The sequence below is a fragment of the Pseudomonas sp. Tri1 genome (genome assembly GCF_017968885.1).
Classification (GTDB): Bacteria; Pseudomonadota; Gammaproteobacteria; order Pseudomonadales; family Pseudomonadaceae; genus Aquipseudomonas.
Map to the genome: position 1 here is coordinate 3100755 of NZ_CP072913.1, position 24761 is coordinate 3125515.

Annotated in this window: 15 protein-coding genes; 10 read left to right on the plus strand and 5 right to left on the minus strand. The window is 59.1% G+C overall.

The window, feature by feature from the left end; translation table 11 throughout:
- Positions 1-10: 10 nt before the first annotated feature.
- Positions 11-784 (minus strand): acyl-homoserine-lactone synthase, encoded by a 774-nt coding sequence (locus J9870_RS13275; RefSeq protein WP_210644706.1) that lies wholly within the window; start codon positions 782-784, stop codon positions 11-13.
- Between the two features lie 590 nt (positions 785-1374).
- Between J9870_RS13275 and J9870_RS13280 the strand changes: the two genes are divergently transcribed.
- Positions 1375-1974 carry a LysE family transporter gene (locus tag J9870_RS13280; protein ID WP_210644708.1) on the plus strand — a complete coding sequence of 200 codons (600 nt, stop codon included), beginning with the start codon at positions 1375-1377 and terminating at the stop codon, positions 1972-1974.
- Positions 1975-2082: 108 nt separating this feature from the next.
- On the opposite strand, the gene J9870_RS13285 is transcribed toward J9870_RS13280, so the two are convergent.
- Positions 2083-2811: a LuxR family transcriptional regulator gene (locus J9870_RS13285; RefSeq protein ID WP_210644710.1), complete on the minus strand. Its 729-nt coding sequence runs from the start codon at positions 2809-2811 to the stop codon at positions 2083-2085.
- Between the two features lie 380 nt (positions 2812-3191).
- Positions 3192-5843, minus strand: coding sequence for an excinuclease ABC subunit UvrA (locus tag J9870_RS13290; protein WP_210644712.1), 2652 nt, complete (start codon positions 5841-5843; stop codon positions 3192-3194).
- Positions 5844-6034: 191 nt separating this feature from the next.
- Here J9870_RS13290 and J9870_RS13295 point away from each other — a divergent pair, with 191 nt between their 5' ends.
- The 7 genes from J9870_RS13295 to J9870_RS13325 all read left to right on the plus strand — a co-directional run bounded on the left by J9870_RS13295 (position 6035) and on the right by J9870_RS13325 (position 15488).
- Entirely contained in the window at positions 6035-7519 is a 1485-nt protein-coding gene (locus tag J9870_RS13295; RefSeq protein WP_210644714.1) for a hypothetical protein, read from the plus strand.
- A 180-nt stretch (positions 7520-7699) separates the two neighbouring features.
- Positions 7700-9868 (plus strand): NosR/NirI family protein, encoded by a 2169-nt coding sequence (locus J9870_RS13300; protein ID WP_246883118.1) that lies wholly within the window; start codon positions 7700-7702, stop codon positions 9866-9868.
- 54 nt (positions 9869-9922) lie between these two features.
- The gene (nosZ, locus tag J9870_RS13305) at positions 9923-11842 is read left to right on the plus strand and encodes a TAT-dependent nitrous-oxide reductase (protein WP_210644716.1); all 1920 of its coding nucleotides are present in this window, start codon (positions 9923-9925) and stop codon (positions 11840-11842) included.
- 26 nt (positions 11843-11868) lie between these two features.
- Positions 11869-13188, plus strand: a complete 1320-nt coding sequence (locus J9870_RS13310; protein ID WP_210644718.1) for a nitrous oxide reductase family maturation protein NosD — start codon at positions 11869-11871, stop codon at positions 13186-13188.
- Positions 13185-14102 carry an ABC transporter ATP-binding protein gene (locus J9870_RS13315; protein ID WP_210644720.1) on the plus strand — a complete coding sequence of 306 codons (918 nt, stop codon included), beginning with the start codon at positions 13185-13187 and terminating at the stop codon, positions 14100-14102. Before J9870_RS13310 ends, J9870_RS13315 begins: the two co-directional genes overlap by 4 nt.
- Entirely contained in the window at positions 14099-14929 is an 831-nt protein-coding gene (locus tag J9870_RS13320) for an ABC transporter permease subunit (RefSeq protein ID WP_210644722.1), read from the plus strand. Before J9870_RS13315 ends, J9870_RS13320 begins: the two co-directional genes overlap by 4 nt.
- 31 nt (positions 14930-14960) lie before the next feature.
- A complete protein-coding gene (locus tag J9870_RS13325) occupies positions 14961-15488 on the plus strand; it encodes a nitrous oxide reductase accessory protein NosL (RefSeq protein ID WP_210644724.1) in 528 nt (175 codons plus the stop codon).
- Positions 15489-15684: 196 nt separating this feature from the next.
- On the opposite strand, the gene J9870_RS13330 is transcribed toward J9870_RS13325, so the two are convergent.
- Positions 15685-18258, minus strand: coding sequence for an EAL domain-containing protein (locus J9870_RS13330; RefSeq protein ID WP_210644725.1), 2574 nt, complete (start codon positions 18256-18258; stop codon positions 15685-15687).
- 327 nt (positions 18259-18585) lie between these two features.
- On the opposite strand from J9870_RS13330, the gene leuA reads away from it, so the two are divergent.
- A complete protein-coding gene (gene leuA, locus J9870_RS13335; RefSeq protein WP_210644727.1) occupies positions 18586-20292 on the plus strand; it encodes a 2-isopropylmalate synthase in 1707 nt (568 codons plus the stop codon).
- Positions 20293-20389: 97 nt separating this feature from the next.
- On the opposite strand, the gene J9870_RS13340 is transcribed toward leuA, so the two are convergent.
- Positions 20390-22186 (minus strand): methyl-accepting chemotaxis protein, encoded by a 1797-nt coding sequence (locus J9870_RS13340; protein ID WP_210644729.1) that lies wholly within the window; start codon positions 22184-22186, stop codon positions 20390-20392.
- A gap of 338 nt (positions 22187-22524) precedes the next feature.
- Here J9870_RS13340 and J9870_RS13345 point away from each other — a divergent pair, with 338 nt between their 5' ends.
- Positions 22525-24651 carry a TonB-dependent siderophore receptor gene (locus J9870_RS13345; RefSeq protein ID WP_210644731.1) on the plus strand — a complete coding sequence of 709 codons (2127 nt, stop codon included), beginning with the start codon at positions 22525-22527 and terminating at the stop codon, positions 24649-24651.
- Positions 24652-24761 lie beyond the last annotated feature (110 nt).

A 24761-nucleotide genomic window follows, 5' to 3' on the forward strand; every position in this document is an offset into this window, starting at 1 on the left:
AGTATTTGATTTATAGCTGTAGCTCAGTGTGCATGGGGATCTTTGCTGGAATGTTTCGGCGGGGAAGGGGTTGGCCGATATCCAGGGATTTATGGAGTTTGCCTGACGAACGGCAGGTTACGAGGGGTTGGGTATATACAAAGGCTCGGTTTATTGCATTCTTCTTGAGGACCTCTTCATAAATGGTGGACGTGCAGGGTAATGTGCCGTAGATGATTTTTTCGCCCTTTGAACCTGACGCGGTATTGTGTCTGTCAACTGCCCATCCGGAACGCTTCAGGATTTTCTCCATCATGGTGTCAACGACAATTTCATAGGTTTGTATATTGTGTTGTTGGGCGAACTTAATCATTGACAGGAAAAGTGCTGCTGTGCGAATGTCTACATTAGCTTGAGTGAGTTCTCCTGTGGCAAAGCTGTCAGTTGAAAGTGCGAAGCGCGTAGCTTCCCAACATTGTTCCGAATCGGGTCTGTTGTCTTCGGTTGGAAGAATAAAGCTTAAGGGGCCACTCATGAGTGTCGGCTTACTGGAGGGGCGTAGTCGAACACAGCCGGTAACTCGGTCGTTTTGATGGGCGTAGATATAGATTGCATCGGGATCGTCATATTCATCCCATTCGTAATCACTGCCTTGATAACTTTCAATGTCCCATTTTTTTCTATCGATGAAGGCTAGTTTGCGAATGGATAATATTTGTTCCAGGGTATTGAATGGGATTTTCGAATAACTTGCGACGCTGGTAGAGACGCCGGAAAATCGGTAGGTACAGGGGGAGTAGTTCATGAATGCGATTTCTTGGCTACAGGTGAAGCTACTGTTAACTCTGCACTAAAGCATTTCAACTGTCCTAAAGTACAGTCTTCGATTTATAGAGTGTATAGCCTAATTAGTAGGCGCTTTTTGGCAATCCCTTATAATCATTGGGAAGGGCGTTAGTTGAAGGATTCGTATCACTGGGAATCCAAAAAAGTATAGGTGCGCAGTAGTGGCTTATTGAAGCTGTTTGTGTGACAGCCGATAGGGCTGTGTGGATCATTTTTTTGACGTATTTGAAATGGATCGGCTAACTACATGATATCGTGTGATTCGAAAAATTGACGCCTTGAAGAGCCAACTGAAGACATGTAGTCAGAAGGTCATGTGAATGTGGGAGGATTGTTTTTACCTGCGAAACTGCTTCTTGCCAGTAGAGCCACGATGCCTGTCTACGAGTTGGCAAATGGGGAGTGGCATATTGATGTTGGTCTAGTGTGATTGCTCTAATGAGTTAGTTGTCTGACCTCTTATGACATCCGGCGTGATGTCATATGGAAAGATATGGATTGATCTGACCCTGTAAACGAGCCGTCCAGGCTCCTGATATGGATGACGCTATGAGCTATATTGTGCTTTCCCTGTTGACGGTGTTGTTGGTTCCGGGGCCAACGAATTCATTGTTGTTGCAAGCCGGCATAAATCGAGGCTTCAATCCTCGCTCGATGAGGTTCGTCGTAGCGGAGTGGTTGGCGTACGTCATTCAGATGACGATGTGGGGCGTGTTCATAGACCTGTTGATGACCGACCACTCGTGGGTTGTGATCGCAACCAAGATTTTTGCCGTGTGCTTTTTGTTTTATATTTCCGTGAAACTGTGGTTCTCGGTAAAGGACAATACACCTGGTGCAAGAGCGGGTATTACGGTGCCTGATCTGTTTGTTGCGACATTGACCAATCCCAAGGGGTTGTTCTTTGTTTCCTTCGTTGCGCCGGTGGGTACTTTCTTGTCGCTCGATAGTTGGCTGTCATTCATGCTGCTCTTTACCCTGATTATTTTTCCGGTGGGGCTGGTCTGGATTGCGGCAGGAGCATTCTGTGGGCGAAAGTTGCACGCGATTGTATCCGGGCGACTGTTAAGTCGAGCCATTTCTTTGGTGATTGGATTGTTTGCATGTGGCATGCTTTTCAATATCGCAACGCAGGCCGGCTTTGCTTGAGTCGGTGGCGCCAGTTGGAAAAGAATAGAGTGCTGGACTAACTGGTTGTACCGGTGCTCAGATTGCCCCGGGGAAATAAGGAATGGCGGGTGAACGCGGTGCGAAGTGCTAAACGAGGTTCAAGTGCACCGCCTTAAACATCGCTTGCTTGACATTGATGCAGTCCAGTTTTTCAGTCATTTGCTTGGCATGGAACTTCACCGTTCGTTCGGTGATGTTCATGATCAGACCTATTTCCTTATAGTTTTTCCCGAGCGACAGCCAACGCAAGAATTCAATTTCCCTGGGTGATAGCTTGAGATTGCTCTCAATGCTGGCCTCCGTGGGGCGGTGCTGGTTGGCAATGATGCTAAGGGTTTTTATGATGACCAGGTTCGAGCGAATGAGGGTGGGGAAGTCCGGGTCATTCTCTTCGGAAGATAAGTGGATAGAGCCGAATGATCGGCCAGGTTCATGAAGCGGAATGGTGAACCCTTGCTTGATACCATAGGCGGCTGATTGATCAAATATTTCAGGGTTATTATCTATTTCTTGGGGGATTTCATCCCAGAAAAAAGGCGTGGCCGTAACGGCTGTGTTGGCCATGACGGGGTCCGACTTGTAGAGTGAATTCTTGCGATAGGTTTCCACCCATTCGCTAGGGTAGTTACTGTGGATAGAGATCTTGGAATGATTGAAGGGTGTCGGTTCCAGGTGGACATAAGCAAACTTGTTAATCCCCAGTCTTGAGAATATCCAGCCGAGTATTTCGGTGTACTCGTCTTCGCTTGCCCCTGCAATATTATTTTCCACCTCTTGAATTAAATGGAATAGATGGCTTGAGACGGGCTTGAGCATAATGGGCACGCTCGAAAAATTGATGTAAGACTTTGCCCTGGCCAGGCGCTTTACCTTGATAGTCGCCAAGCGGGAATTGGGAGTTTTATAGCGTCGGTATCAACAACCACACGTGTATTGTGCGGCCGCAGTCAGCGCTCTGAGGTAGCTCGGATTGCCCGGTCTACCCTTTATCGGGGATCGCTTCAGAGAGCGATAAGAGTGTCTCATCCCCCCGCGTAATTGTGTTCTCAACAGGGTTGATGTCATTGCGCCTCCTGGCATGTGCAGTCTCATACTCTTGCTCCATGAGGCTACAGTCAAATTCGACTACTGAAACGATTAACTGGGAAACAGTATAGTCAGCTTTTTCGAAACGGCGAGAAACAATCAAAAAAAGCTTAGTTTTCAAGCTGCAATGCGTTTCTCAAAAACGCTGCCGTCCGGCTCTCGCTGCATCCGGCCACGGTCTCTGGGGCCCCGCACACCACCATTTTGCCGCCTTGGGCCCCAGCCCCCGGACCGATATCGATGACCCAATCACTTTGCGCCACGACCCGCATGTCGTGTTCCACGACCACCACTGTATGACCGTCCGCCACCAGCCGATTCAACTGCACCAGCAGACGATCCACGTCCTGGGGATGCAGGCCGTTAGTCGGTTCATCCAGCACATACAAGGTTGTTCCCCGGGCTTTGCGCTGCAACTCGGTTGCCAGTTTGATCCGCTGTGCTTCACCACCGGACAGCTCCGTGGCCGGTTGTCCCAAGCGCAAGTAACCGAGGCCGATATCCTGCAGCACTTGCAATGAACGCTTGGCCGCCGCGTGCTCGGCAAACACCTCGAGCGCTTGGTTCACGGTCAGTTGCAGCACTTGGGAAATATTCAAGCCCCGCCAGCTCACTGCCAGGGTCTGCGGGTTGTAGCGTGCTCCATGGCAGGTGGGGCAGGGTGCGTATACGCTGGGCATGAACAGCAACTCCACGCTGACAAAGCCCTCGCCTTCACAGGTTTCGCAGCGTCCTTTGGCGACGTTGAAGGAAAATCGCCCGGCATCGAATCCCAACGCCTGTGCCTGCTCTGTCGCGGCGAACAGTTTGCGCACGTGATCGAACAGCCCGGTGTAGGTGGCGAGGTTGGAGCGCGGTGTGCGGCCGATGGGTCTCTGGTCGACCTGGACCAGCCGCTTGATGACGTCGAGCCCGGCGCTGACGCGACCGCCGCTGGTTTGCACCGGTTCGTCTTCGAGGCTTTGCTCATCGGCTTCGGCGCTGACGTTGGCTTGGTCCAGGTGGGAGCCAACCAGATCCAATAGAGCCTGGCTGACGAGACTGGATTTCCCCGAGCCCGAAATACCGGTTACCGCAGTGAAGCAACCCAGGGGGAAGTCTGCGTTGAGGTTGTCCAGATTATTGCGTGTGATGCCTTCCAGGCGCAGCCACTCCCGTGGTTTTCGGGGGCTGCGAGCAGCCGTGCGGTGCTCGGCGAACAGGTAGGCACGGGTCCGTGACTCAGGCACCTGCTCAAGCCCGCTGGGTGGGCCGCTGTAGAGCACTTGGCCACCTTGTTCACCCGCATCTGGCCCCACATCGATCAGCCAGTCAGCGCGACGCATGGTGTCCAGGTCGTGTTCGACCACGAATACCGAGTTGCCTGCCGCCTTCAGGCGTTGCAGCGCCTCGAACAGCGCTTCGCTGTCAGCCGGGTGCAGGCCGGCGGAGGGTTCGTCCAGTACGTAGATCACGCCGAACAGCTGGGAATTGAGCTGGGTTGCCAGGCGCAGGCGTTGCAGTTCGCCGGAGGACAGCGTGGGCGTGCTGCGCTCCAGGGCCAGATAACCAAGGCCGAGGTCGATGAGGGTGACGATCCGCTCCAGTAGTTCTGCAGCGATGCGTTGGGCGGCCAGGCGCTTTTCCAGGGAGAGGTTGGGCGTGTGACGGGCGTCCGGTCCCCCTGCGTGGGGGCTATCGCCTCTGGCGGCGCGTTGCTCGCGAGCCTCACGGGTCTGCCGGTGGCTGAGGACTTCCCCCGATTCTTCGGCTTGCTCCAGATAACTCGCAGACGCGACCTCTTTGAGTACCGCAGCCAGCTCCAGCAAAGACAGGTGGGACAGTTCGGCGATGTCCAGGCCGGCGAAGGTCACCGTCAATGCTTGGCGCTTGAGCCGCTTGCCTTCGCACACGGGGCAGGGACTGGCACGCATGTATTGCGCCACGCGTTTGCGCATCTGGGCGCTTTGGGAGTGCATGAATGTGTGTAGCAGATAGCGCCGGGCGCCGCTGAAGGTGCCCTGGTAGCTGGGTTCGAGTTTGCGTTTAAGAGCCGCGCGGGTCTGGGCCGGAGTGAGTCCGGCGTATACGGGTACGGTGGGCGTTTCCTCGGTGAAGAGAATCCAGTCGCGTTGCTTTTTCGGCAGGTCGCGCCAGGGAGTGTCGACGTCATAGCCCAGGGTCACCAGGATGTCTCGCAGGTTCTGGCCCTGCCACGCCATGGGCCAGGCTGCCACGGCACGTTCGCGAATGGTCAGCGAAGGGTCGGGCACCATGGACGCTTCGGTCACTTCATAGACCCGACCCAGGCCGTGGCATTCCGGGCACGCCCCCTGCGGTGTGTTGGGCGAGAAGTCCTCGGCGTAGAGCATCGGTTGGTCGGCCGGGTAGCTGCCAGCGCGGGAGTAGAGCATGCGGATCAGGCTCGACAGGGTGGTGACGCTGCCCACCGAGGAGCGTGCGCTGGGGGTGCCGCGCTGTTGTTGCAGGGCCACTGCTGGCGGTAAGCCTTCGATGCTGTCCACATCCGGTACGCCGACCTGGTCGATCAGGCGTCGCGCATAGGGCGCCACCGACTCGAAGTAGCGACGCTGGGCTTCGGCATAGAGTGTGGAGAAGGCCAGGGACGACTTGCCGGAGCCCGACACGCCGGTAAACACCACCAGGGCATCGCGGGGGATGTCGACGTCAACGTTCTTGAGGTTGTGTTCGCGGGCGCCACGCACCCGGACGAAACCGGTGCCTTCAGGCAATGGGGGGATGGGACCGGAGCGTGGGGGCATGGAGCGTTCCTTGTTTGCGTCTGCTCAACGCGTTGAGGCTTTCTGGCGAAACAGCGTCATTCGGAGAATGGAACTTGAGTCACAGCACTGACAATTATGCGACCGGGTTCATTCGTTCTAGTGCGATAAAAATTTACTCCGGACGAAAGAGATGAGAAAAGCTTTCCAGTTCCCATGGATACGGACCTCTCATGCCTCGATCGAAGCTGTTCATGACTCTGTTTGTCGCGCTGCTGGGCTGCGCTGCGCTGTGGTACGCGTGGGTGATTGCCAGCGCCAAGCTGCAATGGGGCGGTGCCAACCCTGACCCACAGCAGTTGGGCGTCGTGAAGGATACCCGGTTGCGCGCGATGACCCAGTATTGTACGGGCGTGGTCGTGACCCCGCGGGGTACCTGGCTGGTAGGGCGGCTGGAAGGCGACACCAAACAGCTGGAGCCTTCTGCCGATGTGGTGGATTTGAATACCGTGGTCTATGGCAAGCCGGTCGAGGGCGAGGATGAAGAGCTGCAAGCGTCTGGCGTCTTTTCCAGTGTCTTCGCTCGTGATGACAAGGAAACTTCCTTCATTTCCCGCCTGGACGGCCAGGGTCAATTTCAACTGGTGGCCCATGTCAGTGGCGCGGCCTGCCTGGTGGCCAGTCCGGATGGCGACAGTGTGTTTCTGCTCTCGGGGCTCGACCGGCCTGAAGTTCCAAGCGCTGATGGCATCAACCAAACGGTGGTCTTTCGCAGTGAAGATCAAGGCAAGCACTGGACCTGGTTGAGCAAGGGATGGTTTGCCGATGCCGATCAGTTGGCCTGGAACCTGGAACCGTATTTCCATGGGGCGAATGAGGTCTGGGCCTGGGGCAGGCCGAGCGGCGTCGATGATGACAGTGGCGAAGAGGCTGCGGGAGCTATTTCGACGGGGGTCTTTTATTCTGCCGATCGCGGCGCCAGCAGCACCCCCATATTCGCCGCTGAGCCGCTGCTGGTGTCTGCCGAATATCTGCAGGACAAACGCCCCGACATTACTGAATGGCGCACAAGTGAAGGCGCCTATGGGGAAGTGCAGACGAATGTGCTTCAACTGGATGCACAGCGTGCGTTTATCTGGGTGTCTCAACGCTTTTGGGGGAGCAATCCGGACGGCGCGGGCGACAATGTCGCGTTCAACGTAACCACGCGGACTCGGTTGCAACGCATGGCTGGGCAGTGGCAGGTCATGGAAGTCCAGCGTGAAGATAACCTGTTCATCGATGCGCTGGTGCAAAACGATACCGGACGGGTAATGGGCCTTATCGACCAAGGTGACCGCGGGCAGGACGTTGTCGCCGAGCTGGATACCGTCGCGCTGGCCTGGCGTCCTTTGGGCGAACTGCCCAGCGTGTTCGATCCATTGGCCTCGGACAGTCGATTGCGCGGCGGGAATTTCTGGATGGGGCGCAACACCTTGCTGATCAACACCACCAGCGAGCACCACCCGCCGCGCTGGCTCTACTGGTGGTCGGACGCGAACATCTCTGCCGATGGAGTGTTTTACTCCAAGGACTGGGGGCACTCCTGGCAACGCCTCGCCATCGATGGTTACCTGGGCATCGTCGGCTTTCAAGCAGCGCAGGACCGGGTGATCTGGGCCAAGGGCAATTGGTACGACAATAATGACGGGCGTATCTACTCCTACGGGTTGCGCTGAGGGTCGGACCGAGCACTGTTGCTTGAGCTGACACCAACCTGTGGCGAGGGGATTTCTCCCTCACCACAGGTTTTTTGTGAGCCGGGGTTAAGTTTTCCCAAATTGATTTCAATCAAGGGCCGCGCAAGGGGGCGGGCCCTACGATGATCGCCAAGATCCTGTCTTTAAGACCTGGCGTCCATGACCCCTCTTTTTGTGATGCAGCACCCATCCCGCTTCTGGCTCCGCGCACTGTTCACTCTCCTGTTTTTATTCGCGGGCCTTGCCCAGGCCAAGGACTACGGTGACATCCAGCAACAGCGCATCCACCATGTCCTGAGCCAGGCCGACTCGATCTCCGAGCCCGAAGGGCCGTTCAAAGTGCGCAAGCTGTCCGCTGCCGGCAAGGTCCTGGGCTACGCGTTCCAAAGCCTGGATGTGGTGGACATTCCCGCTTATTCAGGCAAGCCGATCAATGTCCAGGTGATCCTCGATCCGGCCGGTGTGATTCTCGATGCCTATGTGCTCGAACACCATGAGCCGATTCTGCTGATTGGCATCGCTGAAGAAAAACTGCATGCATTCAGTGCGCGCTACAGCGGCATCAAGGTCAATCAACGGGTGGTGGTGGGGCATTCCAGCGACCCGAACGCCGTGACGGTGGATGCAATCGCCGGGGCCACCGTGACGGCGATGGTGGTCAATGAAGTCATCATGCGCGCCGCTCACGACGTCGCGGTCTCCCTGGGGTTGGTCAAGGGTGACGCAGGGCTGACCGTGGCGCCGGCCCGGGTGCGTGAGGATCTCTACGAGCCCGCCGACTGGAAGACCTTGACCGGTAACGGCGCGATACGTCGCCTGCACCTGACCCGCAGCCAGGTAGACGCTTCCTTCAAGGGGACCGAGGCCGAGCAGGTCGAGGTCGCCAGCGCCGAGCAAGCGGACGATACCTTCATCGACTTGTATGTCACTCACCTGAATCCACCCACCATCGGCCGCAACCTGCTCGGTGACAGCCAATACCGCACGCTGATGGCCGGGCTCAAGCCGGGCGAACAAGCCATCGCCGTGATGGGCAGTGGACGTTATTCCTTCAAGGGCTCGGGCTATGTACGTGGCGGCATTTTCGATCGCGTACTGGTGCGTCAGTTTGGCGACGCTATCAGCTTCCGCGATATGGATTTCCAGCGCCTGGATGACGTGGCTGCCGATGACATGCCTGAGTTCGACGAAATGGCGATTTTCATCGTCCGTGCGTCCCACCGTTTCGATCCCGGTTCGCCCTGGAGCCTGGAGTTGCTGGTGCGCCGCCAGACCGGGCCAGTGCGCGGTATTTTCAGCAGCTTTGAGCTGGCCTATCAACTGCCGGAGCCCTATCTGGAGCGGCCATTGCCGACAGCCGAGCAGCTGGCGGCGGCCGAAGAAGCCAGCCGGCCGATGTGGTTGACGCTCTGGTATCAGAAAAACATCGAGATATCGGTGCTTGTGGCCGCGTTGTCGGTGCTGACGGCGATCCTGTTTTTCCAGGATTCGCTGGCCCGGCGGCCGACGCTGTTGCATTGGGTGCGTCGCGCTTACCTGGTGTTCACCGTGGTATTTCTCGGCGGCTATGCCTTGGCGCAGTTGTCGGTGGTCAATGCGCTGACCTTCGTCCACGCCTTGTTCGAAGGCTTTCGCTGGGAACTGTTCCTCACTGACCCGCTGATTTTCATCCTCTGGGTGTTCACCGCCGCCAGCATCCTGCTCTGGGGCCGTGGGGTGTTCTGTGGCTGGCTGTGCCCGTTCGGCGCGCTACAGGAGTTGATCAACGAGCTGGCGCGCAAGCTCAAGGTGCCGCAATACGAGCTGCCGTTCGCCGTCCACGAGCGGCTGTGGGCGATCAAGTACATCATTTTGCTGGTGCTGTTCGGTGTCTCGCTGGAGTCGATGGCCACCGCCGAACGACTGGCCGAAGTGGAGCCCTTCAAGACCGCCATCACCCTCAGGTTCGACCGCCAGTGGTGGTTCGTGGCCTACGCGGCGGGCCTGCTGGTGGTGAACCTGTTCACCCGCAAAGTCTACTGCCGCTACATCTGTCCGCTGGGGGCCGCCCTGGCGATGCCTACCCGGTTGCGCTTGTTCGACTGGCTCAAGCGTCGCAAGGAATGTGGCAACCCGTGCCAACTGTGCGCCAAGGAATGCGAGATCCAGGCGATTCACCCCGATGGCCGGATCAATGCCAACGAATGCCATTACTGCCTCGACTGCCAGATGACCTGGCACAACGAAAACAAATGCCCGCCGCTGATCAACAAGCGCAAGAAGCGCGGCAAGGCGACCGCGACCGATGCGCAATTGATTCCCGTGGTGCAGGTGAGCCCGGCGCCTTGAGGCACCCGAAATGTCCTGTCCCTTGATCCTTTCATTCTTCATGGAGCACACAGCATGAGCGACAAAAAAACCGAAACCTCTGGCGCAGTGGAAGAACCCAGGGGTGTCAGCCGGCGAAGTTTTCTTGGCACCGGTGCCGTCACCGGCGCGGTGCTGGCCGGCGCCACGGCGCTGGGGGCCGGCACGTTCACACGTGAGTCCTGGGCCGCGGCGGCCAAGGAGGCCAAGTCCAAGATCCATGTCGGGCCTGGTGAGCTGGACGAATACTACGGTTTCTGGAGCGGCGGCCATCAGGGCGAGGTGCGGGTGCTGGGCGTGCCGTCGATGCGTGAGCTGATGCGCATCCCGGTGTTCAACGTGGACTCGGCCACCGGTTGGGGCCTGACCAACGAAAGCAAGCGCATCCTGGGCGACAGCGCCAAATACCAGAACGGCGACTGCCATCACCCGCACATCTCCATGACCGACGGCAAGTACGACGGCAAGTACCTGTTCATCAACGACAAGGCCAACTCCCGGGTCGCACGCATTCGCCTGGACATCATGAAGTGCGACAAGATCCTCACCGTGCCCAATGTCCAGGCGATCCACGGCCTGCGCCTGCAAAAGGTGCCATACACCAAGTACGTGTTCGCCAATGCCGAGTTCGTGATCCCGCATCCCAATGACGGTCGCACCTTCGACCTGCAGGATAAAAACAGCTTCACGATGTTCAACGCCATCGATGCCGAGAAAATGGAAATGGCATTCCAGGTGATTGTCGATGGCAACCTGGACAACTCCGACGCTGACTACACCGGCAAATACGCCGCCAGTACCTGCTACAACTCCGAGAAGGCCTACGACCTGGGCGGCATGATGCGCAATGAGCGCGATTGGGTGGTGGTGTTCAACATTCCGCGTATCGAAGCTGCGATCAAGGCCGGCAAGTTCATCAACCTGGACGGCTCCAAGGTGCCGGTGGTCGATGGTCGCAAGACCGATGGCAAGGACTCCGAGTTCACTCGCTACATTCCGGTGCCGAAGAACCCCCACGGGCTCAATACCTCGTCCGACGGCAAATATTTCATCGCCAACGGCAAGCTGTCGCCCACCGTCTCGATGATCGCCATCGACCGCCTCGACGATCTGTTCGCCGACCGTTTCAAAGACCCTCGCGAGGTCATCGTGGCTGAGCCGGAACTGGGCCTGGGGCCGCTGCATACCACGTTCGACGGGCGCGGTAATGCCTACACTACCCTGTTCATCGACAGCCAGGTGGTGAAGTGGAACATGGACGACGCCATTCGTGCCTACAAGGGCGAGAAGGTCAACTACATCAAGCAGAAACTCGACGTGCAGTACCAACCGGGGCACAACCACGCGTCGTTGACTGAAACCAGCGAGGCGGACGGTAAGTGGCTGGTGGTGTTGTGCAAGTTCTCCAAGGACCGTTTCCTGCCCACCGGTCCGCTGCACCCGGAGAACGATCAACTGATCGACATCTCCGGCGAGGAAATGAAGCTGGTGCACGACGGCCCGGCCTTCGCCGAACCCCACGATTGCATCCTCGCCCGGCGCGACCAGATCAAGACCCAGAAGATCTGGAACCGCAACGACCCGTTCTTCGCCGCAACCGTGGAGCTGGCCAAGAAAGACGGCATCAACCTGGAAACCGACAACAAGGTCATTCGCGACGGCAACAAGGTGCGGGTCTACATGACGTCGATGGCCCCGGCCTATGGCCTGACAGAGTTCACCGTCAAGCAAGGCAACGAGGTGACGGTGACGATCACCAACATCGACCAGATCGAGGACGTTACCCATGGCTTTGTCATGACCAACCATGGCGCGAGCATGGAGATCAGCCCGCAACAGACCTCATCGATCACCTTCATCGCCGATAAGGCCGGCTTGCATTGGTACTACTGCAGCTGGTTCTGCCATGCCCTGCACATGGAGATGGTCGGACGCATGCTGGTTGAAAAAGCCTGAGACAGCTCGTCAAGGAGACAGCTTCAATGACCGGGAACACGCCACAACCTGCGGGCCGCGCTCGTCAACCGGTCATTGCGCTGGTGTTTTGTCTGTTATCGGGCGGTGCGCTCGCCGCGCCGCAGCCGATCACCAATCTGCCTTTGCAGGCCGAGGGCGAGCAGCAATGGCGCCTACCGGCGGGGCGATATCAGGGGTCGTTCAGCATTGATCAACCGATGACGCTCACCTGTGCGCCGGACGCGGTATTCCAGGGGCAGGGCGAGGGTAATGGGGTGATCATTCGTGCGCCGAACGTCCAGGTCCAGGGCTGCACGTTCCTGGACTGGGGCCATGACCTGACGGCCATGAACGCTGCCGTATTCATTCAGCCCGTCGCTCAGGGTGCGGTGGTTCGCGCAAACCGGATGCAGGGCCAGGGCTTCGGCATCTGGGTCGATGGCACCCGCGACGTCAGCCTGATCGACAACCGCATCCAGGGTGACCCCGGCCTGCGCTCCCAGGACCGCGGCAACGGCATCCATTTGTACGCAGTGCACGGCGCCCGGGTCATCGGTAACCAGGTGCGCGAAACCCGCGACGGCATCTATATCGACACCTCCAGCGGCAACCTGCTGCAGGGCAATACCCTGGAGGACTTGCGCTATGGCGTGCATTACATGTTCGCCAACGATAACCGCCTGCTGGACAACGTCACCCGGCGTACCCGCACCGGTTATGCCTTGATGCAAAGCCGTCAACTGACCGTGATCGGCAACCGTTCCGAACAGGATCAGAACTACGGAATCCTGATGAACTACATCACCTATTCCACCCTGCGCGACAACTTCGTCACCGACGTGCGCGACGGGTCTACCGGCGACACCATGATCACCGGCGCCGAGGGCAAGGCCTTGTTCATTTACAACTCGTTGTTCAACCGCATCGAGGGCAACCATTTCGAGCGCAGCGCCGTGGGTATCCACCTGACCGCTGGCTCGGAGGACAACCGCATCGCCGGCAATGCCTTCGTGCACAACCAGCGCCAGGTCAAATACGTCGCCACCCGGTTGCAGGAATGGTCGGCGGATGGGCGCGGCAATTACTGGAGCGATTACCTGGGCTGGGATCGCAACGGCGACGGCGTGGGGGACGTGGCCTATGAGCCCAACGACAATGTCGATCGCCTGCTGTGGCTGTACCCCCAGGTACGGCTGCTGATGAACAGTCCGGGTATCGAACTGCTGCGCTGGGTACAGCGGGCATTCCCGGTGATGAAATCCCCTGGGGTCATGGACAGCCATCCGTTGATGGAAACCCCGGTCCATCCCCCGTCACGCAACAGTGCTCAGGAGGACGCGTCTTGAACGTCGTCGAGATCGAAGGCGTCAGCCAGCACTATGGCGATGTCGCCGTGCTGCGCGGGCTCAACCTGAACCTGGCCCAGGGCGAAGTGCTCGGCCTGTTCGGGCACAACGGTGCGGGCAAGACCACCACCATGAAGTTGATCCTCGGTCTGCTGCGGGCCAGCGAAGGCCAGGTGCGCGTCTTCGGCCGTGAACCCAGCGATCCCAGCGTGCGGCAGATGCTCGGCTACCTGCCGGAGAACGTCATGTTCTACCCGCAGTTGAGTGGGCTGGAAACCCTGCGTCACTTCGCCCGGCTCAAAGGCGCAGCGCCGCAGCAGGTCGAGCGTCTGTTGGAGGAGGTAGGGTTGGCATACGCGGCCCGGCGTCGCGTGCGGACCTACTCCAAGGGCATGCGTCAACGCCTGGGCCTGGCGCAGGCCTTGCTCGGCCAGCCGCGTCTGTTGCTGCTGGACGAACCGACCGTTGGCCTGGACCCCATCGCCACCCAGGATCTCTATCAACTGCTCGATCGCCTGCGTTGGCAGGGCACCAGCATCATTCTTTGCTCCCATGTCCTGCCGGGCGTCGAGGCACACATCAACCGCGCCGCGATCCTGACCCAGGGGCGCCTGTTGGCCTTGGGCAGTCTGGCTCGGTTGCGCGAAGACGCAGGGTTGCCGACCCTGATTCGCGCTTCGGGGTTGGCCCGTTCTGCACAGTTGCTGCAACGCTGGCGCAGCGAGGGGCATGTCACCCAGGGCTGGGGCGCCGAGGGTCTGCAGGTGTCCGCGCCGGACGGCAGCAAGCTCGTCTTGCTGCGGCAGTTGCTGGCCCAGGACACCCCCACGGACGTGGAGATCAAGCCACCGTCCCTGGAGGACCTGTACCGCCATTACATGGTCCGCGCGGCGGCCGAGGAGGCCAGCTCATGAACCCGATCTGGAACATGGCCCGCAAGGAATTCAGTGATGGCCTGCGTAATCGCTGGTTGCTGGCGATCAGTCTGTTGTTCGCGGTATTGGCCATTGGCATCGCCTGGCTCGGCGCGGCGGCCTCCGGCCAATTGGGGTTTACCTCTGTGCCTGCGACGGTGGCGAGCCTGGCCAGCCTGGCAACGTTCCTGATGCCTTTGATCGCCTTGCTCTTGGCCTACGACGCGATTGTCGGCGAAGACGAGAGCGGCACCCTGCTGCTGTTGCTCACCTATCCGTTGGGGCGCGGTCAGTTGCTGCTGGGCAAGTTCGTTGGCCATGGCTTGATCCTGACCCTGGCGACGCTGATTGGTTTCGGTTGCGCGATGTTGGCCATTGCCCTGTTGGTGGACGATATCGAGCTGAGCCTGCTGCTCTGGGCTTTCGGCCGCTTCATGTTGTCCACCACCTTGCTTGGCTGGGGCTTTCTCGGGCTGGCCTATGTGCTGAGCAGTCTCTCGGCGGAAAAGTCTACCGCCGCCGGGTTGGCGCTGGGGGTGTGGTTTTTCTTTGTGATGGTGTTCGACCTGGTGCTGCTGGCGCTATTGGTGCTCAGCGAGGGCCGGTTCAGCCCGGATCTGTTGCCGTGGTTGCTGCTGTTCAACCCTACGGATGTGTATCGGCTGATTAATCTGTCGGGCTTCGATCCTGCGTCCACTGGCGCCGCGGTGCTGACCCTGGGCAGCGACCTGCCGGTGTCGGGGCCTTTGCTCTGGTTGTGCCTATGGCTGTGGGTGGCAGTGCCGTTGTGGTTGGCTTATCGGTTGTTCAATCGCCGGTGCCCGTGATTTCTGATGGTTATAAAAGGAGCATGCAACGATGAACAGGGTGTACTTCAAGGCGAGCCGCCTTCTGGCCGGGGTGTTGATGTGCCTGGCGCTGGTGGCGTGCGACAAGGCCCCGTCACCGCCGGCCAGCAAGGCGGCGCTGGCGTTTCATCCCAGTGACGAGTGCCACGTCTGTGGCATGGTCATCAATGACTTTCCCGGACCCAAGGGCGCCGCAGTCGCTGCTGGCAGCGTCAAGAAATTCTGCTCGCCAGCGGAAATGCTTGGCTGGTGGCTACAGCCAGAGAATCACCGTGACGATGTGAAGTTGTACGTCCACGACATGGGGTACAGCCATTGGGATACGCCGGATGATGCGCACCTGATCGATGCCAGGACCGCCTATTTTGTGATCGGCTCCGGGCTCAAGGGTGCCATGGGTGTGGTATTGGCCTCGTTCTCCGACGCCCAGGCGGCGGAAAAACTCGCCAGGGACACCGGCGGCCGGGTGTTGCGTCTGGAAGACATCGATCAACAGTTGTTGGGGCAGGCTACGGCCATGTCGCCGATGAGTCATTGAGGAGCTGGCCCTGGGGGACAGAAGACTCATATTCACCTAACCCTGTGGGAGCGTGCTTGTTCGCGATAGCGGTGGTTCAGTTTGCAGGGGTGGCTGTGCCGCCGTCATCGCGAGCAAGCTCGCTCCACATTGCTTGGTGCAGGGAAAGAGATCTATATCCCCCAAATCACCTGTGGGAGAAAGATGCGAGCTGGTTCTATAACCACCTTGGTGTGGTGAAAAACGAGGCCATTTCCGAGCGGGCCAGGGCTGAGCCGAAGTAGGGGCCTTGTACATGGTCGCAGGCCACGCTGCGCAGTTGGCTGAATTGCCGGGCGTTCTCGATGCCCTCGGCGGTGACCATCAGCCCAACACTGCGGCTCAACCGGATCATCGCCAGGACGCCTTCCTGGTCATGCTCCAAGCCCAGCTGCGCGAGGATGTTGCGATCGAAACGGATGCCATCGAACGGTTGGTTCAATACTTCGCGAAGGGAGGCGATGCTGGTGCCGAACTTGTCGATGTTGATTCGCACGCCGAGGTCTTTGAGGGCATGAAGGGTACGCGCAACGACCTTATGATCGGTCAACAGAACCCCTTCGGCCACTTCCAGGGTCAGTCGATGAGGGGCCAGGCCGCTCGCGTCAAGGGCCGTTCGCACCTGGTCTAGCAGAAAGCTGCTGCTGAACCACTTGGGCGAAACCGCGACGGATACGTTGACGGTGACCGGCCAGGTTGCCGCTTCCTCACAGACGTTGATCAGTACCCAGGTTCCCAGTTCTTCCAACTGGCCCGATGCTTCAGCCACCGGTATGAAGTCTGAACCACCCAGTTCGCCCTTCTCGGGATGATGCCAGATGGTCTGGGCTTCAAAGCCATGCAACTGCTCGGCGCTCACGTTGAAACGCGGCAAATAGCGCAACTCCAACTGGTCCTCGTGCATCGCCTGGCGCAGTTGCTGCTCGTATCGACGTCGGTCGCGGGCCATATTCCCCATGGCCTCTACATACACGCGCCAGGTATTGCGACCCGCCGCCTTAGCTGCATACAAGGCGATATCGGAGTGGCGCAACAGTTCATCGGCCCGCTCGCCGCCGGGTTGCGACCAGGCAACGCCGATGCTCACCCCCAGGTACAACGTATTGCCGTCCAGATGCATCGGTCGCTGCATGCAATCGATCAGGCGCTCGCAGAGTTGATCGAGATCGTGCGCATCGCCAGGGTTAGGCATGACAATGACAAACTCATCACCACCCAGACGGGCCACCAGGTCAGTGCTGCGCACGTTTTGCTGAAGGATATGGGCCACTTCCTTCAGCACTTTATCGCCCACGGCATGACCCAGCGAGTCATTGACCGGCTTGAAGCGGTCCATGTCCAGGTTCAACAGCGCCAGCGGTACACCATTCGCCGGGTCCAGATGTTCGCTGAGGCAGTCAAACAAACGGTTGCGGTTCGCCAGGCCAGTCAGCGGGTCGTGCAGCGAAAGATGTTTGATCTGCGCTAGCGCCCGCAACTCCTCGGTGATATCGGTGGCGGTGCCGCGAAAGCCCAAAGCGCCGGCTTCGATGGCCCGCACCGACAGCTTGCAGGTGCGTATGCGCTGGTTGCGCGCGGTGTACTCGCATAGCAGCGGGGCGGATGAGGCGCTGTCGGCACCGCCGAGCAACCATTGGGAAATCGAAATCGACCCGCCGTGGGGATGAAGCAGGCGGTGGAGGGGCTTGCCCAACCAATCGGTGGGGCTGAACCCGGTCACTTGTTCAAAACGGTCGGACAGGTAGGTCAGCGTTCCTGTCGAGTCGATCTCCCACAACCAGTCAGACGACACCTCGGCAATGTCTCGGAAACGCTCCTCACTGCGCTCCAAAGCCTTGCGGTGGGCCAGCAGGCTGGTGTACTGGCGTTCCTGGGCCCGAAGCATGGCCAGGGCATGGCGCAACACGGCCAATGCCAGGATTCCAAGAAAGAGTAATGCCAGGGCCAGCAAGGGCAGCAATATCTTGCGCAGATCCTTGCCCGGCGTCGCCGGCCACCAGGCCAGGGCCTCCTGGGTCTGCTGGTCAAGCGATACCTGGGCTGTCCCGACCTGGCCGGGCACACGGGTAATGTGGGCGTTGGGCAGGGCAAAGTCCCGCGCCAGGTTTTGCAGGGATGCAGAATCGAGGACTTTCACGAACAGCAGCAGGCTGGGCGGGCCGGGGATTTCGGCCACGCTGGCGTCGGTGCCGGTGGTGATGGCGGAAGTAGCGACGAACGCGGGCATACCGTCGTGATGCAACAGCTCGACGATGACTTCATCTCGGTTCTGCGCGGTGCTGGCTTTTTCCCGCAATGCACGCAGGTCACCAGTCAGCCAAGTGTCGGCATCGACTTCACTCATCTGGCCATCGATCACTGAATAGACGGTTTTGCCGGTCGCAGATATGACAAACACTGCCTGGTAGCCGTAGAGCGAATAGACGCTGCTGCCGACGTTCTCCTGGTCGTAGGCCCATTCCTTGTCCATTTCGATGTGCAGATGCCGGTAGGCGTCGCTCCACTTGGAGTAATCGCTCAGGTCTCGGCCGATGCCAGTGCGAATGCCGTCGATGGCCCGCTGGGCAAAAAACAGGCTTTGTTCGCGGGCGCGCTGGTCCTGGGCTGCGGTAATGTTGAGCAGCACGGCGATCGCCAGGGCGGACATGACGAACAGCACGAGCATGATGGCCGGAAAGGTGCGGCGGGTGAAGCTTCGGGTTGGCGAGCCCGGAGAAAGAACGGTTGAGTCGTTGCCAGCATCTTCAGTCATAAGTAAGTCATCAGCCAAAAAAGCGATTTCACCCGCACCTGTCCTTTATCGGCTGTAGGGCTGATTAACTTAGTCGTGATCATAATTGGTGCGCGTGGCAATGTTGCCTTGTGATGTTAAGGGGTTTGTTGTTAATTCGCTTGGAGTGATGATTTATTGCTGAAAGGTACCGGTTATTTATTGATTTTATCTTGTTTATCAAGTTTTAAGACATTATTAGCAATCCTTGAGCAGCCTGCATTCTCTAGAATTCGCTTCATTGGATCCAATTTGGTTCGCCTCCTGCGAATCGATCCAGTGACTTGTTGCCCTCAAGGAGACGAACGCATGATGCTCAGCGACCCTTCCGTCAAATACCGCCCTTTCTCCACCGTGGACCTGCCTGACCGGCAATGGCCGTCCAGGGTCCAGCGCCACGCACCGACCTGGTGCAGCGTCGACATGCGCGATGGCAACCAGGCACTGATCGAGCCTATGAACGCCGAGCGCAAACGCCGGTTCTTCGACTTGCTGGTCAAGACGGGCTTCAAGGAGATCGAGGTGGGTTTTCCTGCGGCTTCGCAGACCGATTTCGACTACGTACGCGAATTGATCGAAGGCAACAAAATTCCATCGGACGTGACCATCCAGGTCATGACCCAGGCGCGTACACACTTGATCGAGCGAACCTTTGAAGCGCTGAAGGGCGCCCCGCGAGCTATTGTTCATGTCTACAACGCCACCGCTCCAGTCTTCCGCGATGTGGTATTTGGCGTCGACAAGGCCGGCTGCATCAAAATTGCCACCGATGCGACCCGGGAAATCAAGGCGTTGATGCAGCAGAACCCGCAGACCGAATGGACGTTCCAGTATTCGCCGGAAACCTTCTGCTTCACCGAGCTGGATTTCGGCCTGGAGATTTGTGAAGCCGTGGCCGCGCAGTTCGAGCCCACCCCGCAGAATAAAATGATCCTCAATTTGCCGACCACCGTGGAGGTGTCTACGGCCAACGTGTTTGCCGATCAGATCGAATGGTTCTGCCGCCACTTCAGCCGCATGGACAGCGTGATCATCAGCGTCCACCCGCACAACGACCGCGGCACAGGCGTCTCCACCGCCGAACAGGCTTGCCTGGCGGGTGCCCAGCGGGTGGAAGGGACGCTGTTTGGCAACGGTGAGCGCACTGGCAACGTCGATATCCTCACCTTGGCGATGAACCTCTACACCAGCGGGGTTTCCCCGCAGCTGGATTTTTCGGACATCGTGCATGTGCAGCGCGAGGTCGAATATTGCAATCAGTTGCCAACTCACCCACGCCATCCCTATGCCGGCGAGCTGGTGTTCACGGCGTTCTCCGGTTCGCATCAGGACGCGATCAAGAAGGGCTTTGCCGCCCGCAATGCCCGTCCCGAAGGGTTTTGGGAAGTCCCTTACCTGCCCATCGACCCGGCGGACATGGGGCGTAGCTATGAGGCGGTCATTCGCGTCAACAGCCAGTCCGGCAAGGGCGGTGTGGCCTATCTGCTGGAGCAATACTGCATCGTCCTGCCGCGACGCCTGCAAATGGAGTTCAGTGGGCTGGTCCAGCAAGTGGCTGACGAAACGGGCCGGGAGATTACCAGCGAGATGATCCTGGAGTGCTTCACCGAGCAGTACCTCACCGAGGGGATGCCTTACCGGCTTGGCAAACCGCAAGTCGTCAGCGAAGGCGACACCACCTACATCGATGCACGGCTGGAAGGACCACAGGGCCAAGTGCACCTGGCCGGCGAGGGTAACGGCCCGTTGGCGGCCATGGTCGATGCGCTCGCCGCCTGTGGCGCCGACCTGGACATTGCCGATTACCACGAGCATGCCACACGCGATGGTGCCGAATCCGAAGCGATTGCCTACGTCGAGATCCGCCTGGGCACCCAGTTCATCTTCGGTGCCGCGCGCGATGGCAGCTTCCTGTCGGCGTCCTTGAAGGCCTTGGTGAGTGCCGTCAACCGGGCAACCCGCAGCGGTTTGCTGGGTGCGTTGAAGACCTCCGCGCCGGCCCGGGCCCCCTATTAACGCGCAACGCTGTGGGAGCGAGCTTGCTCCCACATGATTTTATGGGCTACAAGCTCCCTCGCCACAGGGTACTCGTCTGGCTTGATAGCGCTGTTGATCACTCCGCCAACAACACCGCCGCATCGAACCCCACCCGCAAGTTGCCCCAATGGCGGCCGCCGAAGAAGAACGGTACGTCGATCTCGGTCATGATCTCCCCGGTGTCGCGCAGGTAAGTCTGGAGCAGGAAGCGCTGGACGTTGCCGGCTGCGCGCAGGCCAATCGGGTCGCCGAAGATCCGCTTGTTGCGGCACACCGGCAGGTCGACTGCGCGATCCCCCGTGGGCTGCTTCGACACCCAGCTGTTGTTCACCGGGCAATAGCCTTTGGTGTCGACAATGAACGACACCTTGCCACCCGGCGTGCTGCGGGTGAGCGTGTCGCATTCTTCCTGGCAGACCTGGGCAAAGCGTTCGGTATAGCTGGTCATGTACTGCTTGGGGTCGGTGCCGGGGATCAATTGGTAGTTCTGGTCGAATAGGTTGAGACCTTCCTTTTGCAGCGCTTCCAGGCGTACCTGGAGGATGTCGCGGCACTGGCTGGCTCGGGTAATAGCGGCATCCAGCTTGCCGTGGCCGAGCACGAACCGACCCAACAGCGCCTGCACCTTTTCGGCAACGCCGGACAGGTCACGGGTGGCCGTCGCCGAGTGCTGCATGCGCTGGTCGATCAACTGGCTGTCGGCATGGATCTGCGTTACCCGTTCGTTGATGCCTGTGTTGCTGTCGGCGAACTGCTGGATGTGCGTGGCGATGTCCGCCAGTTTGCCGTTGGTGGATTCGAAATCGCCAATCATGCTTTCGAAATGACCGGAGGCGCGCTCCACCACTTTCTGGGTTTCCCGAGCGCTGTGGCTGATCTGGTTGGTCTGTTCGTGGGTGGAGCTGACTTCTTCAAGCATGGCGTCGATGTTGCGCGAGATATCGTCGGTGGCCCGGCTGACGTTCTGCGCCAGGGTCCGCACTTCATCGGCCACCACGGCGAAGCCGCGGCCGCTTTCGCCGGCTCGGGCGGCTTCGATGGCGGCGTTGAGGGCCAGCAGGTTGGTCTGGGCAGAGATCTGCTGGATCAGCCCGACGATGGACTTGATGCTTGAGGAACGCTGGTTCAAGGCGCCTACGAGGGTGGCGAATTCATTGAGGCTGCTGGAGATCTCGCTGATGTTGCCGGTCACTTCCAGCAGTTCGGAATAGGAGTCGCGGGCCATGCTCAGGTTCTGGGCGGTGGTGCTGGAGATGCCCTGGGTCTGGCGCGAGACTTCTTCGATGCGGCCCACGGCGGTGTTGCTCTGGTCCATCACTTCCTTGGCGAAGCGGGCCTGGTGGGTGGCGCTGTCGCTGGAGTCGCTGATGTTTTTCAGCGAACGCGCCGATTCGACGGCGATGTGCACGGTCAGCGCCTGGACATTACTGATGATCTCCCGTTGCTTGGCCAGGAATCGGTTGCAGGTGCTGGCCAGTGTCCGAATCTCGTCGTGGGTCACCAGCGGCAGGTCCTTGGACAAGTCGCCTTCGCCGTTGGCGATCTCTTCCAGGGCCTTGGTCATGGCAGTGACGGGGCGCACGATGAGGTGGCGCAAGTACCAGACCATGAAGCTGATCATGCACAGCGACAGGAAGGCGCCGAAGAGCAGGGCGTGGGTGAGGCTGTCCAGCCGGGCCTCGATCTGCCCCAGCAAGGCGCTGTCCAACTGCGCGTTACGCAACTGCAGCACAATCTCGGCGCGTGCGCTGAGCGCTACCCAATACAGCAGACCACTGACCAACACCAGCAGGAAAAGGCTCGACAGCTTTTTGGTGAGGGTATCGAAAAATTGCATCTCGATAGACTCGTACAAGGCCTTTAACGTCTGCATGCCGCTGCTCCTGGGCAAAAAAATCACTCAATGGAATACATTCGACCGCTGGCGACAAAGCTTTAGCGGGTTGAGGCGATTTGATATCACTTCGCGTTATTTAGCGTAGCCCAGCGCACTGACAACCTGTGGGAGCGAGCTTGCTCGCGATGAGGGACCGACAGCCAATGACGCTTTGACTGACATACCGCTATCGCGAGCCAGCTCGCCCCCACAATGAGTTTGTGGTGGCTATCAGGGGGAGGCGAGCCAAGCGCAGGAGGAATAGAAAAGATTTACTGGGAATCGTTCTCAAAGTATATTCGCTCTCATTAACATCCCCCAATGAGTGCAGCGTCTTGAATCGTTCCACCCCTCTCGCTAATCGCAACGTCTTCATCAAGTGTGTATTGCCAACATTGTCTTGCTGTTTCATTGCAAGCCCAGTGTGGGCACAGGACACCCTTGAACTGCCGGCTACGGACATCCAGGGCAGTCGCATCACTCAGGACGAGGGCTATACGGCATCGCAGGCCAGTACGGCGAGCAAAAGCGATGTACCGATCAAGGAAGAGGCGCAATCGATCAACGTGGTGACCCAGCAGACCCTGGCCGACTATCAGGTGCGCTCGCTGGCCGACGCAATGAAGTTCGTCAGTGGCGTCAGCCAGGGCAATACCTTGGGCGGTTCGCGGGACTCGCTGGTCAAGCGCGGTTTCGGCACCAACGACGATGGCTCGATCCTGCGCGATGGCGTGCGTTCGAACCTGGGGCATAACTTCAGCGCCACCACCGAGCGGGTCGAAGTGCTCAAGGGCCCGGCCTCGATGCTGTACGGCGCGCTGGAGCCCGGTGGCCTGGTCAACGTCATCAGCAAGAAGCCCGAGTACACCCAGAGCACCACGCTGAGCGGCTCGGCCTACAGCGAGGGCGGCGGCACCATGGCCCTGGATACCACCGGGCCGTTGGGCGACACCGGCCTGGCGTATCGCTTGATTGCCGAGCGCGGGCATGAGGACTACTGGCGCAACTACGGCGTCAACGAGAGCACGCTGGTGGCACCGTCGCTGGCTTGGACGGGGGAGCGGGCTTCGTTGAACCTCAGTTATGAGTACAACGAATATTCCAATCCGTTTGATCGCGGAACGGTGTTCAGGAATGGGCATCCGGCGGACATCGACTATGACAAGCGTCTCGATGAGCCGTGGGCCAAGAGCCAGGGTATTCGCGAGACGGCGACGGCGCGCTTTGAGTACGAGTTGAGCGATGCGTGGAAGACCCGGGTGACTTATGGGTGGAATAACGACCGGTATAGTCTTTCGATTGCGCAGCCCAATTCGTTGACGGGTAACACGCTTCGACGGGCAGCCAACGGCGCCCATTACGATGATGAAACCCGCTACGCGAGTTGGGATTTCATAGGCCAGCAGGACCTGTTCGGCCAACGCCATGATCTGTTGATCGGTGTTGATAACCAGGTGTCCGACCAGTACCGCGGGAAAACCTATCGCAATGCCGTACGCGGTGGTTTCGATATCACTTCACCGGTCTATGGCAACCTGCCGGAACCCAGCCTGGTCAGTGCTGCCCAAAGCGATCTGCGCAATGAGCTGACGTCCAGTTCCATGTACTTGAAAGACAACTGGCACCTCGACGACCGCTGGATCCTGGTCCTGGGGGGGCGCTACCAGCATTACGATCAGTACAGCGACCAGGGGTTGGGCAGCAGCTACAAGTTGAACCGCGATGACAACGGTGACGCCTTCGTGCCGTTCCTCGGCCTGGTTTACAAAGCCACCGACACTTTGTCGCTGTACGGCAACTACAGCCGCTCGTTCAAGCCCAATGACACCGTGGACGACGCCGGCAAGACCTTCGACCCGGAAGAGGGCCGCAGCTATGAGGTCGGTGCCAAGTACGATCCGCTACCAGGCTTGAACATCAACCTCGCGCTGTTCGACATCGTAAAGAAAAACGTCGTGACGTCCTCCACGGTCAATGGCGTGACCCTGTCGGAAGCCGCCGGTAAAGTCGGCTCCCAAGGGCTGGAGCTGGATATCACCGGCCGCCTGTCCGAGCGTTGGGACCTGATTGGCACCTACGCCTACACCCACACGGAAATCCTCGACGATCCGGATGATGAAGGCCATCGCCTCGCTGACGCACCCAAGCACACCGCCAGCCTGTACCTGAGCCACCACTTGAACGTGCCTGCCGAATTCGGCGCCTGGCACGCCGGGGCCGGTGCGCGGTACGTCGGCGAGCGCGCCGCCAACAACGCCAACGACTTCTGGCTCAGCAGCTATACCGTAGCCGACGCCTTCCTGCGCTGGGAGTCTCCAGTGCTGGGGCACAAAACCTCGTTGCAGTTGAACGTGGACAACCTGTTCGACAAGCAGTACTACCCGTCGTCCACCGGCAGCCCACTGCAAGTCAATGTCGGTGAACCACGTACCGCCCGCCTGAGTGCCAGCGTGACGTTCTGATCCCTCCTGAAAACAAAATGCCCGGACCTTGAAGTCCGGGCATTTTTTTGGGGATCACCTTCACGTTTCGGCCGCCATCGCGAGCAAGCTCGCTCCCACATTGGTTGCGG